The sequence below is a fragment of the Paenibacillus sp. FW507-14B1B genome, from assembly GCF_058781425.1.
Map to the genome: position 1 here is coordinate 67,242 of NZ_JBYSWS010000005.1, position 24,185 is coordinate 91,426.

The 24,185-nt window shown below is 43.4% G+C and carries 24 protein-coding genes; 9 read left to right on the plus strand and 15 right to left on the minus strand.

Features of this window, described 5'->3' with window-relative positions; all coding sequences use genetic code 11:
- Positions 1 to 47: 47 nt before the first annotated feature.
- The 8 genes from AC3WJJ_RS21525 to AC3WJJ_RS21560 all read right to left on the minus strand — a co-directional run bounded on the left by AC3WJJ_RS21525 (position 48) and on the right by AC3WJJ_RS21560 (position 10,780).
- Complete coding sequence (locus tag AC3WJJ_RS21525; protein ID WP_492543680.1) at positions 48 to 2,489, minus strand: glycogen/starch/alpha-glucan phosphorylase; 2,442 nt, start codon at positions 2,487 to 2,489, stop codon at positions 48 to 50.
- A gap of 27 nt (positions 2,490 to 2,516) precedes the next feature.
- Positions 2,517 to 3,620, minus strand: a complete 1,104-nt coding sequence (glgD, locus tag AC3WJJ_RS21530; RefSeq protein ID WP_492543681.1) for a glucose-1-phosphate adenylyltransferase subunit GlgD — start codon at positions 3,618 to 3,620, stop codon at positions 2,517 to 2,519.
- A gap of 25 nt (positions 3,621 to 3,645) precedes the next feature.
- Positions 3,646 to 4,821, minus strand: coding sequence for a glucose-1-phosphate adenylyltransferase (locus AC3WJJ_RS21535; RefSeq protein WP_492543682.1), 1,176 nt, complete (start codon positions 4,819 to 4,821; stop codon positions 3,646 to 3,648).
- A 370-nt stretch (positions 4,822 to 5,191) separates the two neighbouring features.
- Positions 5,192 to 6,214 (minus strand): MBL fold metallo-hydrolase, encoded by a 1,023-nt coding sequence (locus AC3WJJ_RS21540; protein ID WP_492543683.1) that lies wholly within the window; start codon positions 6,212 to 6,214, stop codon positions 5,192 to 5,194.
- A 2-nt stretch (positions 6,215 to 6,216) separates the two neighbouring features.
- The gene (locus AC3WJJ_RS21545) at positions 6,217 to 6,963 is read right to left on the minus strand and encodes a class I SAM-dependent methyltransferase (RefSeq protein ID WP_492543684.1); all 747 of its coding nucleotides are present in this window, start codon (positions 6,961 to 6,963) and stop codon (positions 6,217 to 6,219) included.
- Positions 6,964 to 7,330: 367 nt separating this feature from the next.
- Complete coding sequence (locus AC3WJJ_RS21550) at positions 7,331 to 9,049, minus strand: proline--tRNA ligase (RefSeq protein ID WP_492543685.1); 1,719 nt, start codon at positions 9,047 to 9,049, stop codon at positions 7,331 to 7,333.
- Between the two features lie 370 nt (positions 9,050 to 9,419).
- Positions 9,420 to 9,725, minus strand: coding sequence for an ArsR/SmtB family transcription factor (locus AC3WJJ_RS21555; protein WP_422660118.1), 306 nt, complete (start codon positions 9,723 to 9,725; stop codon positions 9,420 to 9,422).
- Positions 9,726 to 9,727: 2 nt separating this feature from the next.
- Positions 9,728 to 10,780 carry a flavin-containing monooxygenase gene (locus AC3WJJ_RS21560; protein ID WP_492544039.1) on the minus strand — a complete coding sequence of 351 codons (1,053 nt, stop codon included), beginning with the start codon at positions 10,778 to 10,780 and terminating at the stop codon, positions 9,728 to 9,730.
- Between the two features lie 194 nt (positions 10,781 to 10,974).
- Here AC3WJJ_RS21560 and AC3WJJ_RS21565 point away from each other — a divergent pair, with 194 nt between their 5' ends.
- The 3 genes from AC3WJJ_RS21565 to AC3WJJ_RS21575 are packed head-to-tail and all read left to right on the plus strand — an operon-like array spanning position 10,975 to position 13,308.
- A complete protein-coding gene (locus AC3WJJ_RS21565; protein ID WP_492543686.1) occupies positions 10,975 to 11,226 on the plus strand; it encodes a FeoA family protein in 252 nt (83 codons plus the stop codon).
- The gene (locus tag AC3WJJ_RS21570) at positions 11,223 to 11,972 is read left to right on the plus strand and encodes a FeoB small GTPase domain-containing protein (RefSeq protein WP_492543687.1); all 750 of its coding nucleotides are present in this window, start codon (positions 11,223 to 11,225) and stop codon (positions 11,970 to 11,972) included. Before AC3WJJ_RS21565 ends, AC3WJJ_RS21570 begins: the two co-directional genes overlap by 4 nt.
- Complete coding sequence (locus AC3WJJ_RS21575; RefSeq protein WP_492543688.1) at positions 11,911 to 13,308, plus strand: nucleoside recognition domain-containing protein; 1,398 nt, start codon at positions 11,911 to 11,913, stop codon at positions 13,306 to 13,308. Before AC3WJJ_RS21570 ends, AC3WJJ_RS21575 begins: the two co-directional genes overlap by 62 nt.
- A 56-nt stretch (positions 13,309 to 13,364) precedes the next feature.
- On the opposite strand, the gene AC3WJJ_RS21580 is transcribed toward AC3WJJ_RS21575, so the two are convergent.
- The gene (locus AC3WJJ_RS21580) at positions 13,365 to 13,655 is read right to left on the minus strand and encodes a hypothetical protein (RefSeq protein ID WP_492543689.1); all 291 of its coding nucleotides are present in this window, start codon (positions 13,653 to 13,655) and stop codon (positions 13,365 to 13,367) included.
- Positions 13,656 to 13,934: 279 nt separating this feature from the next.
- Here AC3WJJ_RS21580 and AC3WJJ_RS21585 point away from each other — a divergent pair, with 279 nt between their 5' ends.
- From AC3WJJ_RS21585 to AC3WJJ_RS21595, 3 genes are all read left to right on the plus strand, one after another.
- A complete protein-coding gene (locus AC3WJJ_RS21585; RefSeq protein WP_422660113.1) occupies positions 13,935 to 14,144 on the plus strand; it encodes a hypothetical protein in 210 nt (69 codons plus the stop codon).
- Positions 14,145 to 14,329: 185 nt separating this feature from the next.
- A complete protein-coding gene (locus AC3WJJ_RS21590) occupies positions 14,330 to 14,884 on the plus strand; it encodes a sigma-70 family RNA polymerase sigma factor (protein ID WP_492543690.1) in 555 nt (184 codons plus the stop codon).
- 12 nt (positions 14,885 to 14,896) lie between these two features.
- Complete coding sequence (locus AC3WJJ_RS21595; RefSeq protein WP_492543691.1) at positions 14,897 to 15,901, plus strand: DUF4179 domain-containing protein; 1,005 nt, start codon at positions 14,897 to 14,899, stop codon at positions 15,899 to 15,901.
- A gap of 327 nt (positions 15,902 to 16,228) precedes the next feature.
- Here the strand turns inward: AC3WJJ_RS21595 and AC3WJJ_RS21600 are convergent, their stop codons facing one another.
- Positions 16,229 to 16,453: a helix-turn-helix domain-containing protein gene (locus tag AC3WJJ_RS21600; protein WP_046678368.1), complete on the minus strand. Its 225-nt coding sequence runs from the start codon at positions 16,451 to 16,453 to the stop codon at positions 16,229 to 16,231.
- A 277-nt stretch (positions 16,454 to 16,730) separates the two neighbouring features.
- Between AC3WJJ_RS21600 and AC3WJJ_RS21605 the strand changes: the two genes are divergently transcribed.
- The 3 genes from AC3WJJ_RS21605 to nagA are packed head-to-tail and all read left to right on the plus strand — an operon-like array spanning position 16,731 to position 19,521.
- The gene (locus AC3WJJ_RS21605; RefSeq protein ID WP_492543692.1) at positions 16,731 to 17,606 is read left to right on the plus strand and encodes a MurR/RpiR family transcriptional regulator; all 876 of its coding nucleotides are present in this window, start codon (positions 16,731 to 16,733) and stop codon (positions 17,604 to 17,606) included.
- Positions 17,607 to 17,611: 5 nt separating this feature from the next.
- Positions 17,612 to 18,340 carry a glucosamine-6-phosphate deaminase gene (gene nagB / locus AC3WJJ_RS21610; protein WP_492543693.1) on the plus strand — a complete coding sequence of 243 codons (729 nt, stop codon included), beginning with the start codon at positions 17,612 to 17,614 and terminating at the stop codon, positions 18,338 to 18,340.
- Positions 18,337 to 19,521: an N-acetylglucosamine-6-phosphate deacetylase gene (gene nagA, locus AC3WJJ_RS21615; protein WP_492543694.1), complete on the plus strand. Its 1,185-nt coding sequence runs from the start codon at positions 18,337 to 18,339 to the stop codon at positions 19,519 to 19,521. The genes nagB and nagA overlap by 4 nt, the downstream gene beginning before the upstream one ends.
- Positions 19,522 to 19,584: 63 nt before the next feature.
- Here the strand turns inward: nagA and AC3WJJ_RS21620 are convergent, their stop codons facing one another.
- The 5 genes from AC3WJJ_RS21620 to AC3WJJ_RS21640 form a co-directional block, all read right to left on the minus strand.
- Positions 19,585 to 20,613, minus strand: a complete 1,029-nt coding sequence (locus AC3WJJ_RS21620) for a YhcN/YlaJ family sporulation lipoprotein (protein ID WP_492543695.1) — start codon at positions 20,611 to 20,613, stop codon at positions 19,585 to 19,587.
- A 144-nt stretch (positions 20,614 to 20,757) separates the two neighbouring features.
- Entirely contained in the window at positions 20,758 to 21,441 is a 684-nt protein-coding gene (locus AC3WJJ_RS21625; RefSeq protein WP_492543696.1) for a PIG-L deacetylase family protein, read from the minus strand.
- A 170-nt stretch (positions 21,442 to 21,611) separates the two neighbouring features.
- Positions 21,612 to 22,337 carry a WbqC family protein gene (locus tag AC3WJJ_RS21630; RefSeq protein WP_492543697.1) on the minus strand — a complete coding sequence of 242 codons (726 nt, stop codon included), beginning with the start codon at positions 22,335 to 22,337 and terminating at the stop codon, positions 21,612 to 21,614.
- A 16-nt stretch (positions 22,338 to 22,353) separates the two neighbouring features.
- On the minus strand, positions 22,354 to 22,899 hold the full coding sequence (locus AC3WJJ_RS21635) for a GNAT family N-acetyltransferase (RefSeq protein WP_492543698.1): 546 nt from the start codon (positions 22,897 to 22,899) through the stop codon (positions 22,354 to 22,356).
- A 5-nt stretch (positions 22,900 to 22,904) separates the two neighbouring features.
- Positions 22,905 to 24,122 (minus strand): glycosyltransferase family 4 protein, encoded by a 1,218-nt coding sequence (locus AC3WJJ_RS21640; RefSeq protein WP_492543699.1) that lies wholly within the window; start codon positions 24,120 to 24,122, stop codon positions 22,905 to 22,907.
- Between the last annotated feature and the right edge of the window lie 63 nt (positions 24,123 to 24,185).

A 24,185-nucleotide genomic window follows, 5' to 3' on the forward strand; every position in this document is an offset into this window, starting at 1 on the left:
ATAGAAAAAACAGCCGCCCATGAAGGGCAGCTGTTAATGAGATAAGTCTAGACATGAAGGGATGGTCGTACTGGCCGAATATCCCATATATTCGCCGCGTAACGGTTGATGGTGCAATCACTCGAGAAATGGCCAGCGTGAGCGATATTTACGATCGCCTTCGTTGCCCACTCAGGTGTATTCAAGTATACCTGATCGATAGCCTCGTGCGTATTTGCATAACTGTCAAAGTCTTTAAGGACAAAAAACTCGTCATTATGCTCCAAAATAGACTGATAAATTAGATTGAACTCTCGTTCGTGGCAACAAAAAGGGCCAGGTGACACCAACTGATCCATAACACGTTTGATTCGCGGATCTTTATGATACACATCTTTTGCAATATACCTACCATTTTTGTAGTAGTTCAGCACTTCTTCCGAAGTTAGACCGAACAGGAACATGTTGTCATCCCCAAGCATCTGATGCATCTCCACATTCGCACCATCTAGCGTACCTATCGTCAGCGCACCATTCATCATAAACTTCATGTTTCCTGTACCAGAGGCTTCCTTACCTGCTGTAGAGATCTGTTCGCTTACGTCTGCTGCCGGAATAATCTTCTCCGCTAATGACACGGAATAGTTCTCCAAAAATAGCACCTTAAGCTTACTATTCACCTGAGGATCCTTGTTCACCGTATTAGCGACCACATTAATCAGCTTGATAATGCTCTTCGCCAAATAATAACCCGGCGCCGCTTTAGCAGCAAAAATAAATGTACGCGGTACTCGATCAACTGAAGGATGGTCCTTGATGTCATTATACAAATACATGACGTGTAAAATGTTCATGAGCTGTCTTTTGTATGCGTGAAGCCGCTTTACCTGAACATCAAAGATTGAATCCGGATCTACCATCACGCCCTGCTTCTGTCTAATAAACTCTGCTAACCGCAGCTTGTTGCTGCGTTTAATCTTCATGATTTTCTCACGAAGTGCTGAATCTTCTTTAAATGTCTCCAGACCAAGCAGCTGATGCGGGCGCTTCATCCACCACGTCCCAATCGTCTCACTAATTACATTACTAAGCTCTGGATTGGCATGAATCAACCAGCGACGATGCGTAATACCGTTGGTTTTATTGTTAAAACGATCAGGAAATAGATCATAGAATGGCTTCATCACATTCGTCTTAAGCAGTTCCGTATGCAGCTCAGCCACACCATTCACACTGTAGCTGCCCACAATGGCCAGATGGGCCATCTTCACCTGATCACTCTCCACAATAGCAACCTTAGAAACCAGGTCCTGCCCGTCTGGAAAACGATCAAGCAACATTCCACAGAAGCGCTTATTAATCTCCTCAATGATCATATACACTCTTGGTAAGAGCTCACGAACCATATTGACAGGCCACTTCTCAAGCGCCTCACTCAGCAATGTATGATTCGTATACGACACCGTTTGGGTCGTAAGATCCCAAGCCTCATCCCATCCCAACCCCTTATCATCAACCAAAATTCGCATCAATTCTGGAATGACAAGTGTTGGATGCGTATCATTGATATGAATAGCTACTTTATTCGGTAGTTCACTATAAGGAAGTTCTAATTTATCGAACGTCCTCAGCACACTTTGAAGCCCTGCGGAGCATAAGAAATACTGCTGTTTTAGCCGAAGAATCTTACCTTCATAACCAGAATCATCGGGATATAAAAATTCAGAGATCGATTCAACCGAACGGTTATACTCTAAGAACTTATAATAGCTATTCTGAAGCTCGAGCCCCATTCTAGCAGGGTCCATAGCTGATTCTGCACTCCACAGTCTAAGTGTATTTACTTGCGAATCGCCATATCCGATGACCGGAACGTCATAAGGAACAGCCCATACTTTCTCATAGTTGACCGTATTAAACTGTGTCTTACCGTCCTTCTCAGCAACTTCTACCTGACCCCAAAAGCGTACTTCAACTCGCTTGTCGGCCCGCCGCTCTTCCCACACATTACTCTTCTGGAGCCAGTCATCAGGAAGTTCAACCTGATGACCATCAATAATTTTTTGCTCAAATAGTCCAAATCTATACCGAATACCACAGCCATGTCCAGCGTAGCCTAGCGAGGCAAGTGAGTCTAGGAAGCATGCTGCAAGACGGCCTAAACCCCCATTACCAAGTCCTGCATCTGGTTCTTGTTCCTCGATCTCTTCTAGACTCCATCCGAGATCCGCAAGTCCTTCACGAACGGTCCGGAGCATGCCAAGATTCAGCAGATTATTCCCAAGCAACCGACCGATCAGAAACTCCATGGAAAAATAGTACACCTGCTTCTCTTGCTGATCCATGTACGAGCGGTTGGTTTCAGCCCATTCCCTACCTATGAATTCACGAATGAGCGTACCGAGAATTTTGTAAATATCTCCTGCCGTAGCTTCCTCAATGTCTTTTCCTAAACGACTCACCAACTGTTCTTTGAACGCAGATTTGAATAATTCCTTGTTGTTAAACAAAAGAAGTGTCCTCCTGACGCATAAAGTTTAGATCGCAGTATCTTTAGCAACAACAAAAGGCTTACGCACATCCCCCTGAAGCTTGCGACCTCTTGATATAATGACGTCTTTATCCAGAATTACATTTTCAAGCACAACGTTCTCTTCAATGATACATTTCTGCATAATTATTGAATTGTGAATTCTAGCCCCTTCTTTCACTTGTACCCCGCGGAACAAGATACTGTTCTCAACCGTTCCACCAATCTGACATCCATTGGCAACGAGAGAATTACTCACATCAGCAGTCTCTTGATACCTAGCTGGCACCTCGTATTTAATCTTGGTATGAACGGGATGCTCACGGAACAAGGAGTTGTACTTCTCCGGTTTCAACAGATCCAGACTGTTGCGATAATAGCTCTCCAGTGAATTAATAACCGCATGATAGCCTTTATACTCATAACCGGCAATATTCAGCTTATTTCGGTTTTTCTGAATCGCGTCCCGAAAAATATGACTCTCACCATGCGCGATGCATTGATTCACCAGTCGAAGGAACAATTCTTTCTCCATGATGAACATTTCCATGTAAACGTTGGCATGATCCCGTTCACGGTGGATATCTGTCACCCTACCACTGTCATCCACATCCAGCCGAGTACAAGGCTGATGCTCCGGCTGAAGCTGATCAACCTTCGTATAGATTAAGGTTACATCCGCCTTCTGTTCTAGGTGATATTCATAAGCCTTACCAAAATCAACATGACTTAAATGCTGACTCCCCGAGTACACGACATATTTGGCTGACCCGCGCTCGAAAAAGTCCAGATTATTATGAATATGCTGAAGTTCGCCTGTTGAAACATCGGATGGGTCATTCCAATCAGGCGGAAGAATAAACAGCCCTCCTCTTTTACGATCCAGATCCCAAGGGCGGCCTTCACCGAGATGGTCCATCAGCGATCGATATTTACGTCTTACAAACAATGCAATATCGAGTACACCAGCGTGCATCATATTGGACATCACAAAGTCGATCAAGCGGTATCTTGCTGCAAAAGGTACCGCTGCGCCGCAGCGAAAATACGTAAGTTCATTCAGTACATCAAGCTCATGATCCAAATTAATAACTCCCATGAGTTGCTTCATCGATCAAACACCGTCCTTTGTTCTCTTATAAAATAGCGGCTGGAGCTGATGTCTTGAACTTCGTTGCGGCCTCACTATCATTCGTGATTAACAATATATCGCTATCATTACTACTACTCTCACCGATGATAGTCCCATCTTCAATCACCATATTCTCCGTAATAATCGCACGGTGGATGCGTACATTACGACCAATCTTCACCTGTGGCATGATTACAGAATCTGTAATTACGCTTCCCTCTCCTACTTCCACACCATAGAAAAGAACGGAATGGTTCACTTCTCCATAAACAGAACAGCCTTCATTGATCATACAATTTCGCACCTTCGCACCAGGTGCAATATACTCTGCAGGCTGATTTGGATTTCGTGTATAAATTCGCCAATCGGGGTCGTTCAGATCTAATTCAGGATGCTCGGACAATAGATCCATGTTGGCCTCCCATAAGCTATTTATCGTTCCAACATCCTTCCAATAGCCTTGAAACGGATACGCATAAAGTGTTTTTTCCTCCGCTAACATAAGCGGAATGATGTCTTTGCCGAAATCGTGACTTGTACTTGGATTCTCTACATTTTGAAGCAAATATTTTTTGAGTATATCCCATTTGAACAAGTACACCCCCATGGAGGCTAAGGTACTCTTCGGATTAGCTGGCTTCTCTTCAAATTCATAAATGCGGTAATCATCGTGGGTATTCAGAATCCCAAAACGTGTAGCTTCATCTAGAGTCACATCAATGACCGATATGGTACAATCTGCGTTATTCTTCTTGTGGTAACTCAGCATCTGTTCATAATCCATCTTGTAGATGTGATCGCCTGATAGAATCAGTACATGCTCGGGATCGTACTGTTCGATGAACATCAAATTCCGGTAGATCGCATCAGCTGTACCGCGGTACCAACTCGTTCCATCCTCCCGCTCATGTGGCGGCAGTACATACACTCCCCCGGTTCGACGATCCATATCCCAATCACTACCTACACCAATATATGAATGCAGCACGAGCGGCTCATATTGAGTTAATACTCCAACCGTATCAATTCCTGAATTAGAGCAGTTACTTAATGGGAAATCAATAATTCGATATGTACCTCCAAAATAAACTGCCGGCTTCGCCAGTGTCTTGGTTAATTCTTTCAGACGTTTCCCCTGTCCTCCAGCAAGCAGCATAGCCACCACTTCTTTTCTCTTCATCGCGAGATCTCCTTTATTCACAATTAGGATATTTTGGGTACTCCTGAAAATACGAATACACATCGAGGTAGGATAGATTGATAGATGTTAGAGGAAGAGTAAGTCCCATAATACATAAGTTCCGAACAATTACCTTACGTATCATTAAACGAGAAAAGAACTAGGAAATCTTTTTTGTGAAATATTTGTGTTAACGTGATGAGGGAAGTCAGCATCTTAAGGTGAGGAGTGCTATAGATGTCCTATTCCACGGGCACGACCTAAGTTGTCGTTTAAGCCTGTGGAACAGGAATATGTAATAAGGAGAGTTTTCATTCATTGCTTTGCTGAAGCTTATGTGAAAAAAAGTAAAAAGTTCGGTGTCCGTTAATTATGCCTGAACTGGAATGAACAGAGCTGCTCCCGCCTGAGACTCCTTGAGTTCTGCACGCTTCTGTCTGACAAGCTCGTCAAGGTGGGCAAGTGCTTCGCACATGGCGAAGCGCATCTGATGAATGCCGAGTTTGTCGCCGAAGAGGGCTACACAGACTTCAAAGGCGGTAAGTCCTCCGGTTGCAGATAGCATGCCGGAGATTGCAGTGAGCCGCTCCTCATGGTGAAGGAGGAGCGCGTCAATTCGTTCATGGAAATGCGTGAACGGGTGGCGGTGTCCGGGATATGCAGTCCGGACATGTAACTCCCGGAGGCGGCGCAGCCCCTCCAAATACAGGTGCAGCGGCTGAGTATCGCTACCAGGCACTAGGCTAACATTTGGCGATATCTGCGGTAACACCGCATCACCGCACAGGATTACCCCGCTATCCGGATGGTAAAAGGAAAGATGCCCTGGAGCATGTCCAGCTGTCTGCACAGGAATCCAGACACGCCCCCCCATACTTATCTCCATCACCTTACTTATATACGATACTTGAGGCTGCGGAGAGACTTGAGATATGAAGCTGTTTAGATGTTCTGGTATCTGAACAAGCCATGATTCCGGCATACCATGCATCGCGAAGAAAGCAGGGAGCTTATCGTTCATATCAGAAGCATGGGCATCATCCCCCCACATCAGCTGGGCTTCCTTGTGAGCACGTTCAGACATCCATACCTTCGCGCCCGTCCGCTCCTGAAACCACCCTGCGAGACCATAATGGTCTGGATGATGATGTGTTATTACGATGGATGTTATCTCCTCATCCTGTATTTGAAGTGCTGCTAGAGCATCATTCCATTCCTGCTCAGTTGATTCGGTTCGAGGGCCTGGATCAATAAGCGTAATCCCCTGCTCGTCCCGTAATAGATAACTATTAACCCAACGTAAAGGTGAATCAAGAGTGATTTTAACTTGTATAATACGATCCTCATGAAGTGGTGTAATTGTCGGGAGCTTCCCGAACATGCTTTGTCCCATAATCAATGCTCCATCGGGCGTCGACCGACAAATATCATTCGCGGAGACGTCTCAGGAATATATTGATCCTCATCGTAGCTTCCATGAACTTGGTCGATGCACAGCCCAGCTTCTTCCACCATTTCTTTGAACTCATCAAGGGTGTAGAGCTTTACGCGTTCTTGATAATGACGCGGCTCCCCACCGTAAACATCCGTGATTGTGATATCTTTTGTTACATAACCGTTCTCAATCTTACGTTTTTCAAGGATACGTTGTCCTTCAGATATACGGGAAGATTCAGGGACAAGATTCTGTGAAACATAAGCAGGATTTAAAAAGTCGATAATAAAGCGTCCATTTGGTTTTAGGACACGATAGATCTCCTGCAACACCTTGATATGCTCCTTGTCCTTCTTAAAATAACCAAATGAAGTGAACAAGTTCAGTACTGCGTCGAACTCACTGCTCGGTAGCGGCAGCTGCCGCATATCGCCAGAAATCCAGGTAACCGCATGCTCCTGGTCCATCTCCTTCGCCTCTTCTAGAAGAACATCTGACAAATCTACACCTGTCACTTGATAACCTTCTTCACTTAAGACAAGGGAATGACGGCCCATCCCACAACATAAATCTAGCACCCTTCCTTGTGCGGGCAGATGAAGCCATGAAGCCATCTTTTGCACTTCATGAACAGCACCCTGAATGTCTCGGTGTTTATACACGAGTAAGTAGTCTTCTCCAAAACTTTCTTCATACCATTCCGTCATCTGACTGATCCTCCTGACTGTCTTTTTTGCCACTTCCAATATTTAGTGTTAACAACGATACAGGATAATTGTAACGTCTTTATCTCATTTCGCAAGGCAAACGACATTAGTTTCTACCTTATGCGATTCATTGCTAAGACATGCTCCAAGATTTGATATAGAGCGATCAAATCCTACAAAGTTCAAAGGCTTGGTTACTCCAAGCAAACGTAAGCACCCTTGTTCAACGAATTAACCAGAGCAATGATATTTTAAACTCGGAGCTCTTGAAATAGTTATGCTTCAAAAAAGACTTAATATGTAATAAAAGCATCGATAGCGGATCCACCACTACCGATGCTTTTATTATTGGTTTGCGATATATTTACTAATTAGCAAGGGAGGCTTCTCGAATACGATCGAGCGCATCTGCTGCAGACATACTCACCTTGGCACCATCTGAACCCATAAACTCAACTTCACCCGATACGGCACCCCGGCCGACGATAATTCGAATCGGTGCCCCGAGCAGATCGCCATCTTTAAACTTCACTCCTGCCCGTTCATCGCGATCATCTAACAATACCTCTAGTCGCATGTCAGTCAGATCACGATACAACCGTTCTGCTAATGCGCTCTGCGATTCGTCCTTCACGGAAACAGGAATGATATGAACTTGAAACGGAGCGACGGATATCGGCCATACTAATCGCTCGCCTTCAATGCTCTGCTCAGCAATCGCCGCCATGACACGTGACACCCCAATGCCATAGCACCCCATAACGAACGGTTTCTCTCGACCATCGGCATCAACATACATCGCACTTAGAGCGTCACTATACTTGGTTCCAAGCTTAAACACATGCCCAAGCTCGATGCCACGATGAAATAATAAAGACTCACCACAGCGTGGGCAGCGATCTCCTTCTGCCGCATTTCGGAAATCACCCGTATGTTCAAGCGAAAAGTCGATGCCTGGACGAACGTGCATCAAATGCATATCTACCTCATTCGCTCCCGTGATTCCTTCCAGCATAGACGCAATCTCATGATCAACAAGAAGTTGCAGTGGAAGTCCTACAGGTCCGGCAAATCCAATTGGAGCACCTGTGGCACGCTCTACTTCACCAGCATCAGCTAATTCAACAGCTTCTGCTTGTAAATAGGACTTCACTTTGACCTCATTTACTTCACGATCACCTCGAACGAGCACCGCAATGATCTTGTCATCTGCCTTATATAGAAGTGTCTTTATCAGCTGATGTGAGCTCACTTGAAGGAACTCCACCAACTCTTGAATACTCTTCACATTCGGTGTAGCAATCTTCTCCATTGAGATCCCTTCGTCAGTTCCTGCGCTCGCTCTTCTATCTGCCTGGTCGATAACCGCCATCTGTGCTTGCTCCAAATTGGCCGCATATTCACATGAGCTGCAAGATACGATGGTGTCCTCCCCGATTTCAGCCAAGGCCATAAATTCATGGGTCTCACCTTGTCCACCGATGGCACCAGCGTCAGCTTCCACCGCTTTGAAACGAAGACCGAATCGTTTAAAAATACGCTCGTACGTACTGTACATATTCCGGTAGGAATGATCCAGCCCCGCCCAATCTGTATCAAAGGAATACGCGTCCTTCATAATAAACTCTCTTCCTCGAAGAAGACCAAATCGAGGACGTCTTTCATCTCGGTACTTCGTCTGGATCTGATACAGATTTACCGGCAATTTTCGGTAGGATGATACCTCTTGTCGAACAAGAGATGTAATTACCTCTTCATGTGTAGGTCCAAGTACAAATTCCCGTTCATGACGATCATAAAGCCGAATTAGCTCAGGTCCATAAACATCATATCTACCGGATTCTTTCCATAACTCAGCGGGCTGAATAGCTGGCATATGAAGCTCCTGAGCACCAGAGGCATTCATTTCCTGGCGGATAATGTTTTCAATTTTACGAAGTACACGCCAACCTAGCGGTAAATAGGTATAAATACCAGCAGCAACCTGCCGAATATAACCACCTCGGAGCAGTTGCTGATGACTTAGTGCTTCCGCTTCAGCTGGAACCTCACGAAGGGTGGACATAAATAATTGACTTTGTTTCATGCTCTTCATTCTCCTTCTCATCCGTGAAAACAGCAAAAAACACACTCGTCATAAGGGACGAATGTGCTCGTGGTACCACCCTGTTTCAATCTTCCCCGGCTTAAAAAGTATGCATCGCAGGAAAAGATCCTCAAAGAAGCGATAACGGGCCATACCCGGCCCCCACCGCATTCGCAGCGAAGGCAACTATAAGGGAGGAGGTGAGCAGCCGTACATGAAAGCCTTCCAGCCAATAGGGCTTTCTCTCTGTTACGTCGTATCTACTTCACTTATGTCCTTGTTCAAACGTTGTTGTTCACGGATTTCATTTTTCAATACGTTACAATTGAAAAATACAAATGTCAAGTAACTCCGCAAAAACGATTCATATCTAATGAGAAATATGCTCCAGCACCTGCTGCAAGATCCCGATCACATGCTCATCCTCGTAGGTGTAATAATAAGTATTACCATCGCGCCGATATTTCACCAATCTCAAATTCCGAAGGTGGCTTAATTGATGCGACACCGCAGATTGACTCATACCGAGTACCTCTGCAATATGTCCCACCGAACATTCCTCTTGGGATAGTAAATGAAGAATTCGAATCCGAGTAGGGTCGGAGATGGCTTTAAGAATGCGAGATGCTTCCAAAGCCTGTTCCTCCTGCAATAGTTCATGCTGATCTCTATCCATGATCAATTCCTCTTTTCATTCATAGCTTGCACCATTCGGCGGGTATCTTGTCCGACTCCTGTTAGCAGAGCCGATCCCCGATGTGTCTGCCACGGTAATCCAGCAAAATAGAGCCCCTTTACCGGACTGACTCCCTGAGAATGGAGCACCTGTCCGAGAGAATCTATAGCTCCTTCAATATGAAGCCACTCGTAGCTAGAGTAAAACCCCGTAGCCCAAATGATGTTACGAACCGATTCCACTGAGCCATCTTGAAAATGGACTCCGGAATGGGTTACATTCACTACTCTCTTTTTTAAGATCACTTTACCGTACCTGACCGCTTCTTTCAATTCATATCCGAAAATAGGGTCCCCCTGACTCCGCAAGATCTTGCCAACCCATGACGAAGAGCTTGCCTTCAGGATACCTAATCGATCCAGCCACCAGAAGAAGCTCCTATCTCCAATCGTCAGTGGTACATATTTGGGTGTTTGACTCGTTGCTAGATACGTTAACTTTACGGAGGACAGCTCTACAGCGATCTGTGCCCCGCTATTACCTCCCCCAACAACAAGTACATTCCCTTCTTGAAGCTGTGACGGTTCTTTATATAACGAAGAATGCAATTGCAGAATGTCCTTAGGAACAACTTGAGAAAACGCAGGGACACTCGGATGTTGAAAAGGACCCGTAGCAATAATAAGCCGCCTTGCTTGAAAAGTCTCTTGCTTACTATCGATGATAAATATCCCTTGTTCTTTACGAACTGACGTAACTTCTGTATTAAAACGAATAGGTAACTGAAAATGTTCAGCATATTGTTGTAGATATAAAGATATCTCATTCTTATCTGGAAATCCTTTCGGGTCTCCTGCCAAATGTAACCCCGGTAAAGAACTGTGACTTCTTGGCGTGAACAGTCGGAGAGATTCGTACCTCTGATGCCATACTTCTCCAGCACCTGAGTGGCGATCCAGGATCAGAAAATTTTCTTGCACAGACATAGATTTTAACCAGTATCCAGCTGATAACCCCGCTTGACCTGCCCCGATCACAACCGTATCCCATAACATATTCATCCCCACCATCTATATGAGTGTTTGATCATATATAATATATGGGTAATACTCATCATTCGCAATCATTTTTTTATAAATATTTACGTCATCCGTTGACATTATTGCAAGTTGAGCATATCATAACCATAAAGTTGCTTTAGGGAAACATTATGAGCTCGGACCAATTAAATAGGGAGAGGTTAAATCTTATGGACGAGACAAAAAATATTCAAAATTTATACCAGGCCGCGATCGGTGAACAGTTTTTGGTTAAAAAAGTGGATATCCAAGGTGAATTAAAACGTCGATTACTGGATCTTGGATTCGTTCAAAATTCCGTAATCGAGGTGCTCAAAGCTAGCCCTCTTGGGGATCCCATTTCATATAGAGTTGCAGGTACAGTCATTGCACTACGTAAAGAAGAAAGCCAGTTAATATACGGAGAGGTGATATCATCATGAGGTCGTATACGGTTGCACTCGCAGGAAATCCGAATACCGGGAAAAGCACGCTGTTTAACGCTTTGACTGGTCTTAAGCAGCATACGGGGAATTGGTCAGGCAAAACGGTTAACCTCGCAAGCGGCAACTACGAATATAAAGATGCTCGGTTTACCTTCGTTGATCTGCCCGGAACGTATTCCCTCTTCTCTAACTCTGCGGATGAGGAAGTCGCACGTGATTTTATCGTATTTGAGAAGCCTGATGTCACACTGCTCGTGCTTGACTCCACAGCGCTTGAGAGAAGTCTCAATCTGGCACTGCAGGTACTTGAGATGACAGATCGGGTAATCGTATGTTTGAATCTGATGGATGAGGCGAAGAAAAAAGGAATCAAGATCAACGTAGATAAACTCTCTAAAAAACTCGGTGTTCCCGTTATTCCCATCTCTGCGAGAAATAACGAAGGACTCGGCGTCCTGTCAGATCACTTGCTTCGTATGTGCTTAGGGGAAATTAAAACGACTCCATATCGTATGACATACAACGCAGAGTTGGAAGCGGATATTGCAAGAATTGAATCTGAACTTTTGAAAATTGTTGGCGACGAATATCCTTCTCGCTGGCTTGCAATACGATTTTTGGACGGTGACAAAAAACTGATTGCTACACTTCAAGATAAAATCTCGTCTCAAGTTAAAGGAGGTGTACCTCTTGGAACAACAGCTACAGCGTTTACAAGCTCTAACAGACACCATACCGGATGATCGAATTGATGGCGTTCGGGAAACGATTGTTGGAGATTTATTCAAAAAATCAAAAGAGCTCTGTAATGATGCCGTTACCGTAACAGACAAAGACAGACTCTATCGATCAGAACGTCTGGATAACATCTTCACTTCAAAAATATGGGGCTTTCCTATTATGCTCGGACTCCTTGGTATTTTGTTCTACCTGACCATTGCGGGGGCTAACGTGCCTTCCTCCATGCTCGCCAGTTTTTTCGGATGGATCGAGGGGTACTTAACGCTTGGATTCGAAGCGATTCATGCACCCGACTGGCTTCACGGTGTGCTTATTCTGGGGTTATTTCGAGGAACAGCTTGGGTAATTAGCGTCATGCTGCCCCCGATGGCCATATTCTTCCCCGCATTTGCCCTCCTAGAAAACTACGGGTATTTGCCAAGGGTGGCATTCAATCTAGATCGCCTATTCAAGAAATCCGGGGCACATGGTAAACAGTCCTTAACGATGGCTATGGGATTTGGCTGTAACGCAGCTGCGATCATGTCTACAAGAATTATTGAATCCCCAAGGGAGAGAATGCTCGCTATCCTAACGAACAACTTCGTCCCTTGTAACGGACGCTGGCCAACACTGATTCTGCTGTCCTCCCTATTCATGGCTGCAGGTTTTACGGGGGGAGCGCAGACGCTCGTTACAGCATCTGTTGTGATCGGTATGGTTCTACTCGGTGTTGTTGTTACACTTAGTGTTTCATGGGTACTGTCTAAGACTGCTTTAAAAGGAGTGCCTTCCCACTACACGCTAGAACTTCCACCTTATCGCAAACCAAAAATCCTAAATACCATCCTACGCTCAACACTGGATAAAACGGTGTATGTTCTACGCAGAGCTGTCATCGTGGCTGCACCTGCAGGGGTATTGACCTGGATATTAGCCAATATCTATATCGGAGACACCAGTATTTTGCTGCATTTTGTCGGCTTCCTTGATCCCTTTGCACAGGCGCTTGGATTGGATGGATTTATTCTGATGGCATTTATCATTGGACTTCCAGCCAACGAAATCGTACTTCCTATTCTGCTCATGGGTTATCTGGCAACAGGCTCTTTAACCGAAGTTGAGGATATGTTCGCTTTGAAGCAGATCTTCCTGGATCAAGGCTGGACGTGGCTCACGGCACTCAACATGATGCTGTTCTCCCTCCTTCACTATCCTTGTGGAACAACACTTATTAACATTTACAAGGAAACCAAGAGTAAGAAGTGGACGTTTCTGTCCTTTGCCATTCCAACGGCCATTGCGATTGGCGTAACCTTTATCGTTGCCCAGGTCGTTCGGGCTATGGGCTGGGTCTAATATTAAAAAAGCAACCAGATTATCCGCTTAACGGATGATATCTGGTTGCTTTTTTTCTATACCGGATAAAGCTCCTCGCGCTTTCCAATTTGCTTCGCACAAGCCTTACACAATCCTCTAACCGTCCCTGCATCATTAGTATAAAACGTGAGAGGTAGACGTTTCTTGCATTTGCTACATACCTGATCTGTACCTTCCTTTGCGTCTCTTTTCTTATGTAATGAGATCACATTGCTGGGTTGCTTCTTTCTTGACCTAGATATCCATGCGAATACTAGAATGACAGCTACGACGATGATCACCGCAAAAAAATATTCAATTGCAATCACCTCCCTATACATACTCATACTTCCATTCATATCAGACATCCATTGCCTTGTCATTATAAGACTTTGAAAAAAAGAGGATAACTTCAAAGAACATTGTTATAACCCACCCACTACTGTATAATTTAGGAAATTGATTCGAGGTGAGTTTATGAACAAATTTACACGTTCTGATAAAATCATCATATCCATCCTCTTAGGGACTGCTGCGCTCTTTATCTTAGCTTTCTTTGTACTTAGATATATCGTTATGAACTTTTCATTTGCCCCATAATACTCATGATTTAAGGAGCTGTTCAAATGTTCATGATTATAATAGGTGTCATTACGTTTGCTTTCGGACTGTATGACTACAAAAACCCGAATTCAAAATGGCTACGGTTCCTAAAACGGACTCCGATTGACGCTAGCCATGCATCCGAAACAAAATCTGGTGGTGCAATGGGTATGGGTACTGGCCTAGTACTTATTTTGATCGGATTCGTATCACGGCTCATGTCTTACATCTAGTCAGGTTTATCCAATATTCCCCACACGTAGAAGCCTTCTCCCCACATTCGTGGTGGACGAAGGCCTTTTTTATGCCGATATGATCGTAATGCTACTTTTTATAATAAACTATTTTTTCATATGGATAGAATTCAGCATATCGCAAACGTATTAAGGATATAAGGGCCCTTAATTTGGAGGTAAACATGAAAATCACGGAAGAAAATGTAGTGAAACAGCTAACTGTAAAAAATGAAAAAGCTCTATTCTATGTAATCGATCAGTATGGAGGTCTTATCAAAGCAGTTATTAAGAAATACTTAGGCAACTTAGAAATCATTCAAGATGAGTGTTTTGATGATGTACTCCTCTTGGTGTGGAACAACATTCATTCATATGATCAAAGTAAAAACTCATTGAAAAACTGGATTGCAGCGATTACGAAGTACAAGGCCATTGATTATAGGCGGCAGTATACGAAATTTCTACTTCAACATGAATTAGAAGATCATATGTTAGTAGATCCCTATAGTGCCGAGTCCAAAATAATCGAAGAAGATTCGCTGAGCAATCACACCCAGCAGCTCCTTTCATCACTAAAAAAAGAGGATCAGTTATTATTCTCTCAATATTATGGAGAGCAAAAAAGTATCGACGAACTAGCGATTGAGCATGGCGTACAAAAATCTGCTCTTTACAATCGACTATCACGCGGACGTAAAAAAATACGTGCAGCATTTCGAAATCGTTTTAACAACTAAGGGGGAATAGCAATGACTGATTTATTCAAAGAGCTTAATCATGAAACAATTCATTTCGATGAATTTGATGAACAGCCCTTAACGGATATAGAGAAAAAAGTGATCAAAACAAGAATAAAGAAGAAATTAAAAGTTCGCCGTTCGCTTTCAATGAAAATGATCTCAACCATCGCTTCACTTGCCCTTGTCTCCATTATTGCTCTGAATTCAAATTTTGCATTAGCGAACATCCCGATCATTGGAGAAAAACTAGAGGCTTTTGTTTATTCCCAGGTGGGCACGCTTTCGGATTTCAAAACCATAATTGGCGAGTCCGTTCAAGATAACGGCGTCAATGTTACTTTAAATGAGATCATTTTAGATGATGGTCAGCTTCTGATCAGTAGCACATTTCATGCCGATTTAAAGGGTGATGATTTAGCCTATAATTGGTTCTCAGATATTGACGTGTATATTGACGGTCAGAAAATCGAAATGGGGGGTGGCGGTGGTCCAAGAGACATAACAGAATCCTACATTAATTATTTTTGGGCTGCCGATATCGGAAATATGGATTTACACAACGAAAAAGCCATCCGGATCGTGTTTAACGACTTAAAAAGAAGTGATTCGGAAAAAATGATAAAAGGGAAATGGAAGTTTAATTTCAAAGCTTCAGGACAAAACCTGATCGCAAATACAAAAAGAATTCCTATCCATCATCATTTCACTTTAGAATCTGGTCAAAAAGTTGAAGTAGAGGCATTCATTCTAACACCGATATCCTCAAAACTTGTGTACAATATGACGAATGTTTCTGAGAATCTATACTTCCAGATAGAAAATGAGCAGGGAGAAGAAGTTCAAGCGCTTATGGCACAACAATTCCACACGGAAAACTATAATCGTTTTGTGGCATTAGAAGGCGGCAAGATCAAGATTATCCCTGTTATACTTGATAAAAATTATGAAGAACATATTCTTACCGATCAAATTATCGAACTAAACTTAGATAACGAGATAGACGAGATAGAATAAACTTCATATACGAAAAAGCCTTCTCTCCTCTGTGCAAACTATTATATGTTCTCTTCTTTTGTGTAAATCTGGTATAATCTTCCCGAGGTGAAAAGGATGAACGGTAAGATATTTGTGATTATCATGGTTATAGTCTTGCTAGTAATCGGCGCTTGCTCTTTAGTCGTAGCGAATATGATTAACTCTATTTAATTGCATGCACCTTACATATACCAACCAGCGTTCGATTTGAACAAAATTATAATAAACCACACAAAAAAGCCTTCTTTCCCCCGCATTCGCGGTGAAAGAAGGCTTTCGTCGTGCAGTTTTCACCTGTAAGATCGGTCAGATCTTTAGTTCTCCCAGTTTAATCAATTCTACAACGGCTTGAGAACGGCCTTTGACGTTTAGCTTCTGCATAACATTCGAGATGTGGTTTCGAACCGTTTTCTCGCTAATGAACAACTGCCCGGCGATGTCGCGAGTGGTCTTATCCTGAACTAGCAATTCAAACACTTCGCGTTCACGGTGGGTTAACAAGAACTTGCTGTTATGGTCATTCCCCTTCAATGGTGTCACCCCTCCTTGCCCGGGTATGTGTGGTCTAACAAGGTTAAGGGATACAGTCAACTCATAGTATGTCGGGAAAGGGTTGAAGGTGCGGAAGAGTCCATAAATTGGGCAAAAAATAAGACAAGTGCTTTTTATCCTTGATTCCTGCGATATCATCTAATATGATGAAGATATAAAAATAATTTTCTTATTTAGTGGAACAATAACAAAATTATTTTCACGACAACTTCTTCCAGATTAGTTGCATGATTCCACTATTCAAAGGAGGCCTGTGATGGCACCTATCCTGCATATTATCGCCGTGGAGAAGGATCGCCTGCCCCGGCAGGAACGGCGACTAGCCGAGTTTATTCTAGACGGCCCTTCAGAGATCGTTCATATGGGCATCAAAGAACTCGCAGATAAATGCGATGTGAGTGCCGCAACTGTAACTCGATTTTGCAAACATTTTGATTGTAAAGGGTATCCTGATTTTAAGGTCAAATTAGCGGCTGAAATGGCTCATGCTGAAATGACCTCCCGCTCTGGCAATACGAAGTACCAGGATATTGTTGCGGGCAAGCCATTAGCAGATATCGTACAAGCGATTGAAGCTAATCATTTAACTTCTATTCAAGACACCACTTCGTTACTGGATCTAGGCCAGCTAGAACGCGCAGTCGATGTACTATGCCGAGCTAAACGTGTTGATCTGTACGGTGTTGCAACATCATCCATTGTGGCTCAGGACTTCTACCAGAAGCTCGTTCGAATCGGAAAGAACTGTACTGCATTCGCCGATTCTCACATGCAGATTACATCAGCTTCCACGCTTACATCTCATGATGTAGCAATCGCCATTTCGTATTCAGGCGAAACACCAGAGACGATCGATGCCCTGTCCTGTGCTAAGAATGCTGGTGCGTTTGCAATTAGTATCACTTCATACCGTAGCAGCGCCCTTGCATCACTGTCTGACATCGCTCTGTACTCTTCTTCACTAGAAGAAGGAATGCGGCGGGGAGATATGGCTTCACGCATTGCTCAGCTCCATATCATTGATATTTTGTTTATGGGAATGGCCAGCAGGGATTTCTCAACTTATGTTCCCCGTCTGGAGCAGTCTTATCATAATGTACAAAATTTCCGCAAAAGCCGAGGAGGTTTATAATCACAATGAACATCTATACTTTTAAAGATGAAGAAGGCTTCGTACAAACCGCAGCCAATCAAATTACGAGCTTGTTGAACGCTAATCCCTATGCGAAGCTAGGTCTAGCTACAGGAAGTACGCCCGTTGGACTCTATAACAAGCTTATCGAAATGCACCGTCAAGGTTTAGTAAGCTTTGCGAACGCAACTACTTATAATCTGGATGAATATGTTGGTCTTCCTAAGGATCATGCCGAAACTTATCGTACATTTATGAATGAAAAGTTGTTCAACCATATTGATATCAATAAAGAACAGACACATATTCCGAACGGGAATGCAGAAGACCTTGAAGAGGAATGCCGTTCATATGATCGTATGCTGGAGCAGAATGGTCCTATCGATATACAACTCCTAGGTATCGGTCACAACGGTCATATTGCCTTCAATGAGCCGGCAGAGAGCTTAACGAGTGGCACGCATATTACAACACTGCAAGCGAAGACTCGTGAGGCCAACGCACGATTCTTCCCATCTATCGATGATGTTCCAACACACGCCATTACGATGGGTGTAGGCTCAATCATGAAAGCTCGTCAGATCATGATGTTGATCCGCGGTGAAGACAAAGCAGAAATTGCAAAACGTGCTTTGACAGGTCCAATATCTACAGATTGTCCGGCATCCTTGCTGCAATGTCATCCGAACGTCATTGTACTTCTAGACCAAGGCGCAGGGAGATATTTCAAATGAGCAAATCAAGAGAACAACTGACCCTGCTATACGGTAAAGTACTGACTCCCGAAGGACTTCAAGAGAACGGCGTTCTAGCTATGCAAGGTGAGCATATCGTTTATGCTGGTGAAGCTACTGCACTTCCTGCAGATCTTGATGTATTGAATGCTCAATCGATTCGTGAAACAGAAGGATATATAATCCCTGGATTTATTGATATCCATGTTCATGGTGGTAATGGTGAAGACTTCATGGATTCCAACAAGGAAGTACTGGATACCATCACTTCTTACCATTGCTCCCAGGGCACCACATCCATGCTAGCTACAACGATGACTGCACCAAAGGCAGCCATAGATGCGGTTCTCAAAGAAGTAAACGAATATAAGCAACACGAAATGCCATACACTCGACTTGAAGGCGTTCATCTCGAAGGTCCGTTTATTAGCCCAAAATGGCCTGGAGCTCAAAATCCAGAGCATATCGTCCATGCCAATATTGACTGGCTAGAAGAGTGGGAAAAGGCATACCCTGGACTTGTAAAGCAAGTGACACTTGCTCCAGAACGTGACGGAGCCCTAGAAGCAATCGCTTGGCTTAAGGACCATAATATTGTAGCTGCTCTTGGACATACAGATGCTACTTATGATGAAGTTCTAAATGCCGTTGAAGCAGGTTTGAGCCATGGCGTTCATACATTCAATGCAATGACCGGTCTTCATCACCGGAAACCAGGCACTGTTGGAGCTATGCTGAGTGATGACCGCCTAAGCGCCGAAATCATTGCTGATGGTATTCACGTTCATCCTGCTGGAGTACGTATTCTGGCTCGAATGAAGCAAGACTATAACCTGATCCTCATCACGGATGCAATGTCCGCAACAGGAATGGCGGATGGAGAGTATACATTAGGTGACCTGCCTGTTGTCGTTGAGAATGGAATTGCTACACTGAAGAGCAATCGTGACAGCCTTGCAGGCAGTACACTAACTATGATTAAGGGCTTCCAATTCCTCATTAAAGAAATCGGATTGGATATCGAAAGAGCGTCACAGCTCGCGAGCCGTAACCCAGCAAAAAAACTCGGTATCGATCACCGTACCGGATCTTTAAAAGACGGATATCAGGCAGATGTTCTGCTGCTCAATAGCGATCTTGAGATCAATGGTGTATGGGTACAGGGTCATCGTAAATACTAAATCACGAATAAATAAAGCTCTTGCCTATAGGCAAGAGCTTTATTTTATGAAGAAATGGGAATATTAACGATTGTTATAGCGATTCATATCAAAAAGTCCATCTTTATTGGTCGTATTATTATGCATTTTCATCCCATCTCGTCCTGCATGCAATGGGAAGATTCGATTAATCCATACGCCCATATCATGAGCCAGCGTTCCCACCGTATTGGTCACAACGTTTCCAGCTTTGTGAGTTGCACCGTTGATGTTCGTCGTACCACGGTATCTCATAGCATGTTGATAAAAGCCTTCGTCACTGGAACAGTACACCTCTTTGACTGTAGGAACGGTCTTTTGAACCTTCATACTAATCTCGTCACGAATGTGCTTCGGTACGCTATTCTCATACGACGTATTTCCTGTTCCTGTTGTGTTGCTCATCATTCCATATCTGCCATCTGTACGGTTCTTCAGGGAACGCACACCGTTCATACCCATCAGTCCAGTTCCAGTGGTTGTATCGCCTGTGTTGTAGCCTGAACCATTAAAGCCACCATTGCTGTAACCGCGAACGCCCATACCAGCGCTTGTTCCTAATCCTGTGTTGTTGTCTAGGGTTCCTCGCGGATTACTCATCCCACGTAGCAGGCCAGCACTACCCGTAGCTGAGTTACCATAAACACCATCATGACGACGCACCGTGCCGTTCATGCCAAGCATATTACCGTCCATGCCATCTGTATTCATGCTTCTCATATTCCCTGTAGCATTCGGATGAGTTCCATGGTTTTTGGACTGACCATCCAGCGCCAATGACACATACGCGTTGTTTTTGGTCACAAATACATGTGCGTCACGTACTCCCTTAATTTTCGAGATTTTTTCGGACAGCGTTTTGCTGTATTTCAGGTTCGTCAAATCATGTTGTGTGCCGTTATGGGTGCTGTAGTTATTCAGCATGTTTCCACCAATGCGGCCGTTGTTCTTCATGCTGACGTTGTGCGTACGCGTTGTGTTACTATCTTTGTTGTAACCACAACCCGCTAGCCCTGCCACACTTACGATCATTGCTGCCGACAGAGTTAAACTGAGGGCTTTCGATTTGATCATGATTCATCCTCCATCTCTATAATAGGTGGTGTACTGACACCGTATAGGATGACCACTGGATGAAGCGTGTATGCTGAGAGGTTTTGGCATCGTTCTCTTACTCTCCGAATCATTAATGAAGCAAAAATTCAGGGTCATCTCATTTCATATCAGGGTTGATCTCAGCAAATAATATTTCTCCGCATAATCAAACCCAATCTCCATACCTCTTTTAGCTGCCCATTCCTTGACTGACTTTGGAGAAATTAAGTGTCTAGGCTCTCGCATTTGTGATTTATGTTTGCGTAAAGCGTTTATTTTTTTGTCAATCGTATCACTAATATCTAGATACAGCTCACCCACATCGGTAAGCTTGGGATGCTGCCAGACAATAAGCGGATATTCATACATCGCAATGAGCTTATAATTCCGGTCCGGAACCGGTCGTAAACCTGCGATACATGCCTCATATAATACCTGGTGATCATGATTAAAGCTTGGGTATGGTATGAATACCATTGTTGGTTTAAATTCCATCAGGTATCTATCAATTTTAGTTACAATTTCTTTTTTCGGAATGGTATCCAGAATACTCTCCTTATCTTCATACATAATATCTTGGTCGGAGCAACCCAAATATTTAAGCGCATCAAAAAATTCCTTTTTACGTGTATTTACCTCTACCGGCTGATCTCTGTGCCAGAAAAATGAATTACCTACGGAAGCTAAGACAACTTTAACTTGATTGTTATACCTACAAGCTTTTTCAATCAATCCACCACATCCCAGAACCTCATCATCCGCATGTGGAACAAATATGAGAATTCTCTCTCCTCCTAATTCGAGCATATTCTCACCCCTCTTCTCCTCCTAATCATTGTGAACCTCTGCTTTTACAACCTTTTATATTTATATGAAACTCTTAAATTTTCTTCTTGGACTTTGAAAATATTTAGGTACTCGTTCGTTCCGAACACAATTCAAAAACACGAGCCTAGGCTCGTGTTTTTGAATACGATTTAACGGTATTCTTTCCATCCATTGCGTCCACCTGCAACCAATACCTCTCTGGCCTCATCTAAGCTTACATTAGCGATCAGATCCAAGATGGACAAGTTGGAAGCAAACTCTCCTTTGCTCTGCGCGTATTCAGGACACTTCCAGTTTTGAATAATGACGCCCAGATTGCGATTACGGAAATGCTCCATGTCCACGTATTGCTCAAATCCTTTTCCCCCACCCACATAATGAGTACCATGCAATAGGGCAACAATCTCGGCCATCCGCTCAGACGATTTCTTATCCGACGCGAGCCCGTTTGAGCTAATGATCTCTCCGTGCCAACCAAACGTCCGAAGCATTTGTGTGGTGAATTGTTCACAAAAGTGCATGAAACTGGAGTTCAGCTGTTGATGATATGTTGCATACTCAGCAGCCGTTGACCAGAGTGTTTCAAAATAAGGGCTTTTGCCATAAGCATAGTGAAGCATCGTCTGAAATTTCGACACCCAATCTAAATGATACGCAATGGATGCTGCATTAATTTTCACGCGATTACCACCGAGTACAGGTATAATGAAGTGATGTTCAATGCCGTTTATTTTTAGAGGAATACGAGTCTGACCGACCTTCTTATTTAACTGGACATCGTCAAGGACAACCCAAACATCACTGTTCATAATTCGGTTAAAATAATGTAGAGGGGGGAACACATTCGGTTGATAAACGCATATTTTCTTATCCATCTCTTCCTCTCCTCGGTTATTTGTCAATATGAATCAATGCGTAGCTTATGCCATAAGTGTCCATGAAGTAGTTATCGAATATTTGAACATCTGTTCTTCCCAATGCTTGAAACTGCCGGGTCATATATGCTTTATCTGCAACCTTGGCACCCAACAGTTTAGCGAAAGGCAGTGATATTTTATGATCTGTACGCATAATAGCTGTAATCGTCCTGTACTCCGGCATCTTCTTCCAGCTTTCATACACTTGCAGCATAAGCTTTCTACCGATATTATTCCCAGGATGCTTGGGATGTACAGCAACTCTATGAACATGACATACACCTGGGAATGGCTCAGAAACAATTAAGAAGGCTACAAGTTTATTCCCTTTTACAATTCCATAGCTTAGATCAAACTTGCCAGGTAAATCTGCAAGGAAATGACTTTCTCCCCATTCCTCTGTCGAATATAAGTGCCCTCTCTTCAAAAAAACAAGCTGCTCTAACTCAACCAAATCCGACAAATAAAGCTGCATATTTGCCTTATCCAGCTTAATAACGGTGAGTCCCTTCTCTAACATATCCCCTACCTCCTAACAACTCCTTTAGATGCCAGCGCGTTATTATAAATATGAAGGACTTCATTCGTCATCTTCTCAAGCGCGAATGTTGCCATTCCCCATGATTTTGCTTCCTGACTTAGCGCCTTTATCTTCCCTGGATTCTCTAGCAAACCTCTCATTTCCATATATAGTGCATGACTATCATCCGGTGGAACAAGCAGTCCGTTTCTTGAATGCTGCACCATTTCTGTCATTCCACCCACCTGAGAAGCAATTATCGCTTTTCCTGCAACATATGCTTCTACCAATGAGTAAGGATAATTATCTTGAAGACTTGGTATAACGAAAATATCTGATTGTTTTAATAACGCCGGAACATCTCTTCTCATCCCTAGAAATTTGACATGGTTATTCAAGCCTAATCTGCTTACCTGTTTCTTCAGCGCTCTCTCATTCTTTCCTCGACCTACCATCCAGCACACCCAGTCACTTCGTCTCGCCTTTAACTTAGCAAGTGCATTAATCAATACATGCTGCCCTTTTACTTTCTCTAATCGTCCAGTACAGATGATCACTTTTTTCCCTGGAGGACTCTTTAGTCCCGTCTTCGTACTCACCATCTTACGTTGAAATGCTTCAGTATCGATACCGTTCTTGATTACACTCATATTATTCGTAGGGATGTTACATTTCTTGTACACATCAAGGAGCCACTGCGAGGGTAGAATAACAGCATCCGTACGAGTAATCGCCCCGGATTCAAAAGTAGATATCACTTTCCAGCCTATAGAATTCGGTTGAATAAATCCGTAATAATAGTATTCAGCTGTTACACAACCATGAATCGTTAGAATGAGAGGTGTAAGTACTGGCTTGTAATACTTCAATACACTTGCAGAGACGATGTCTTGAGCGTGAATAACTTGATATTGCTTCAAATCTATCATCTTAACCGCATCAAAAAACTTTGAGGCTTCATCTTGGATCGATCCCATATACTTGTAGACTCGGTTTCCTAACCATGCTGATGGAAGAAGAGAGTGCAATAAGCCCGCCCCCCCTGATCTTTTGATTAAGGGATATTGTTTATTTCCTCTTGTTATACAATACGTGTCATTATTTCTAGCTAATACATCTACGGTGTGGCCTTGTTTTTCGAGCCCTGTTTTCAACTCTTGAATATATGTGCCGAGACCTCCTCTTGGGGGATACGCGTAGATTGTTGTAAGCAGTATTTTCACAAAATATTCCTCCCTCTTTCTATTAAAGTCTGCTTTATACTATGTCTGTCTTGTAGATTTTGA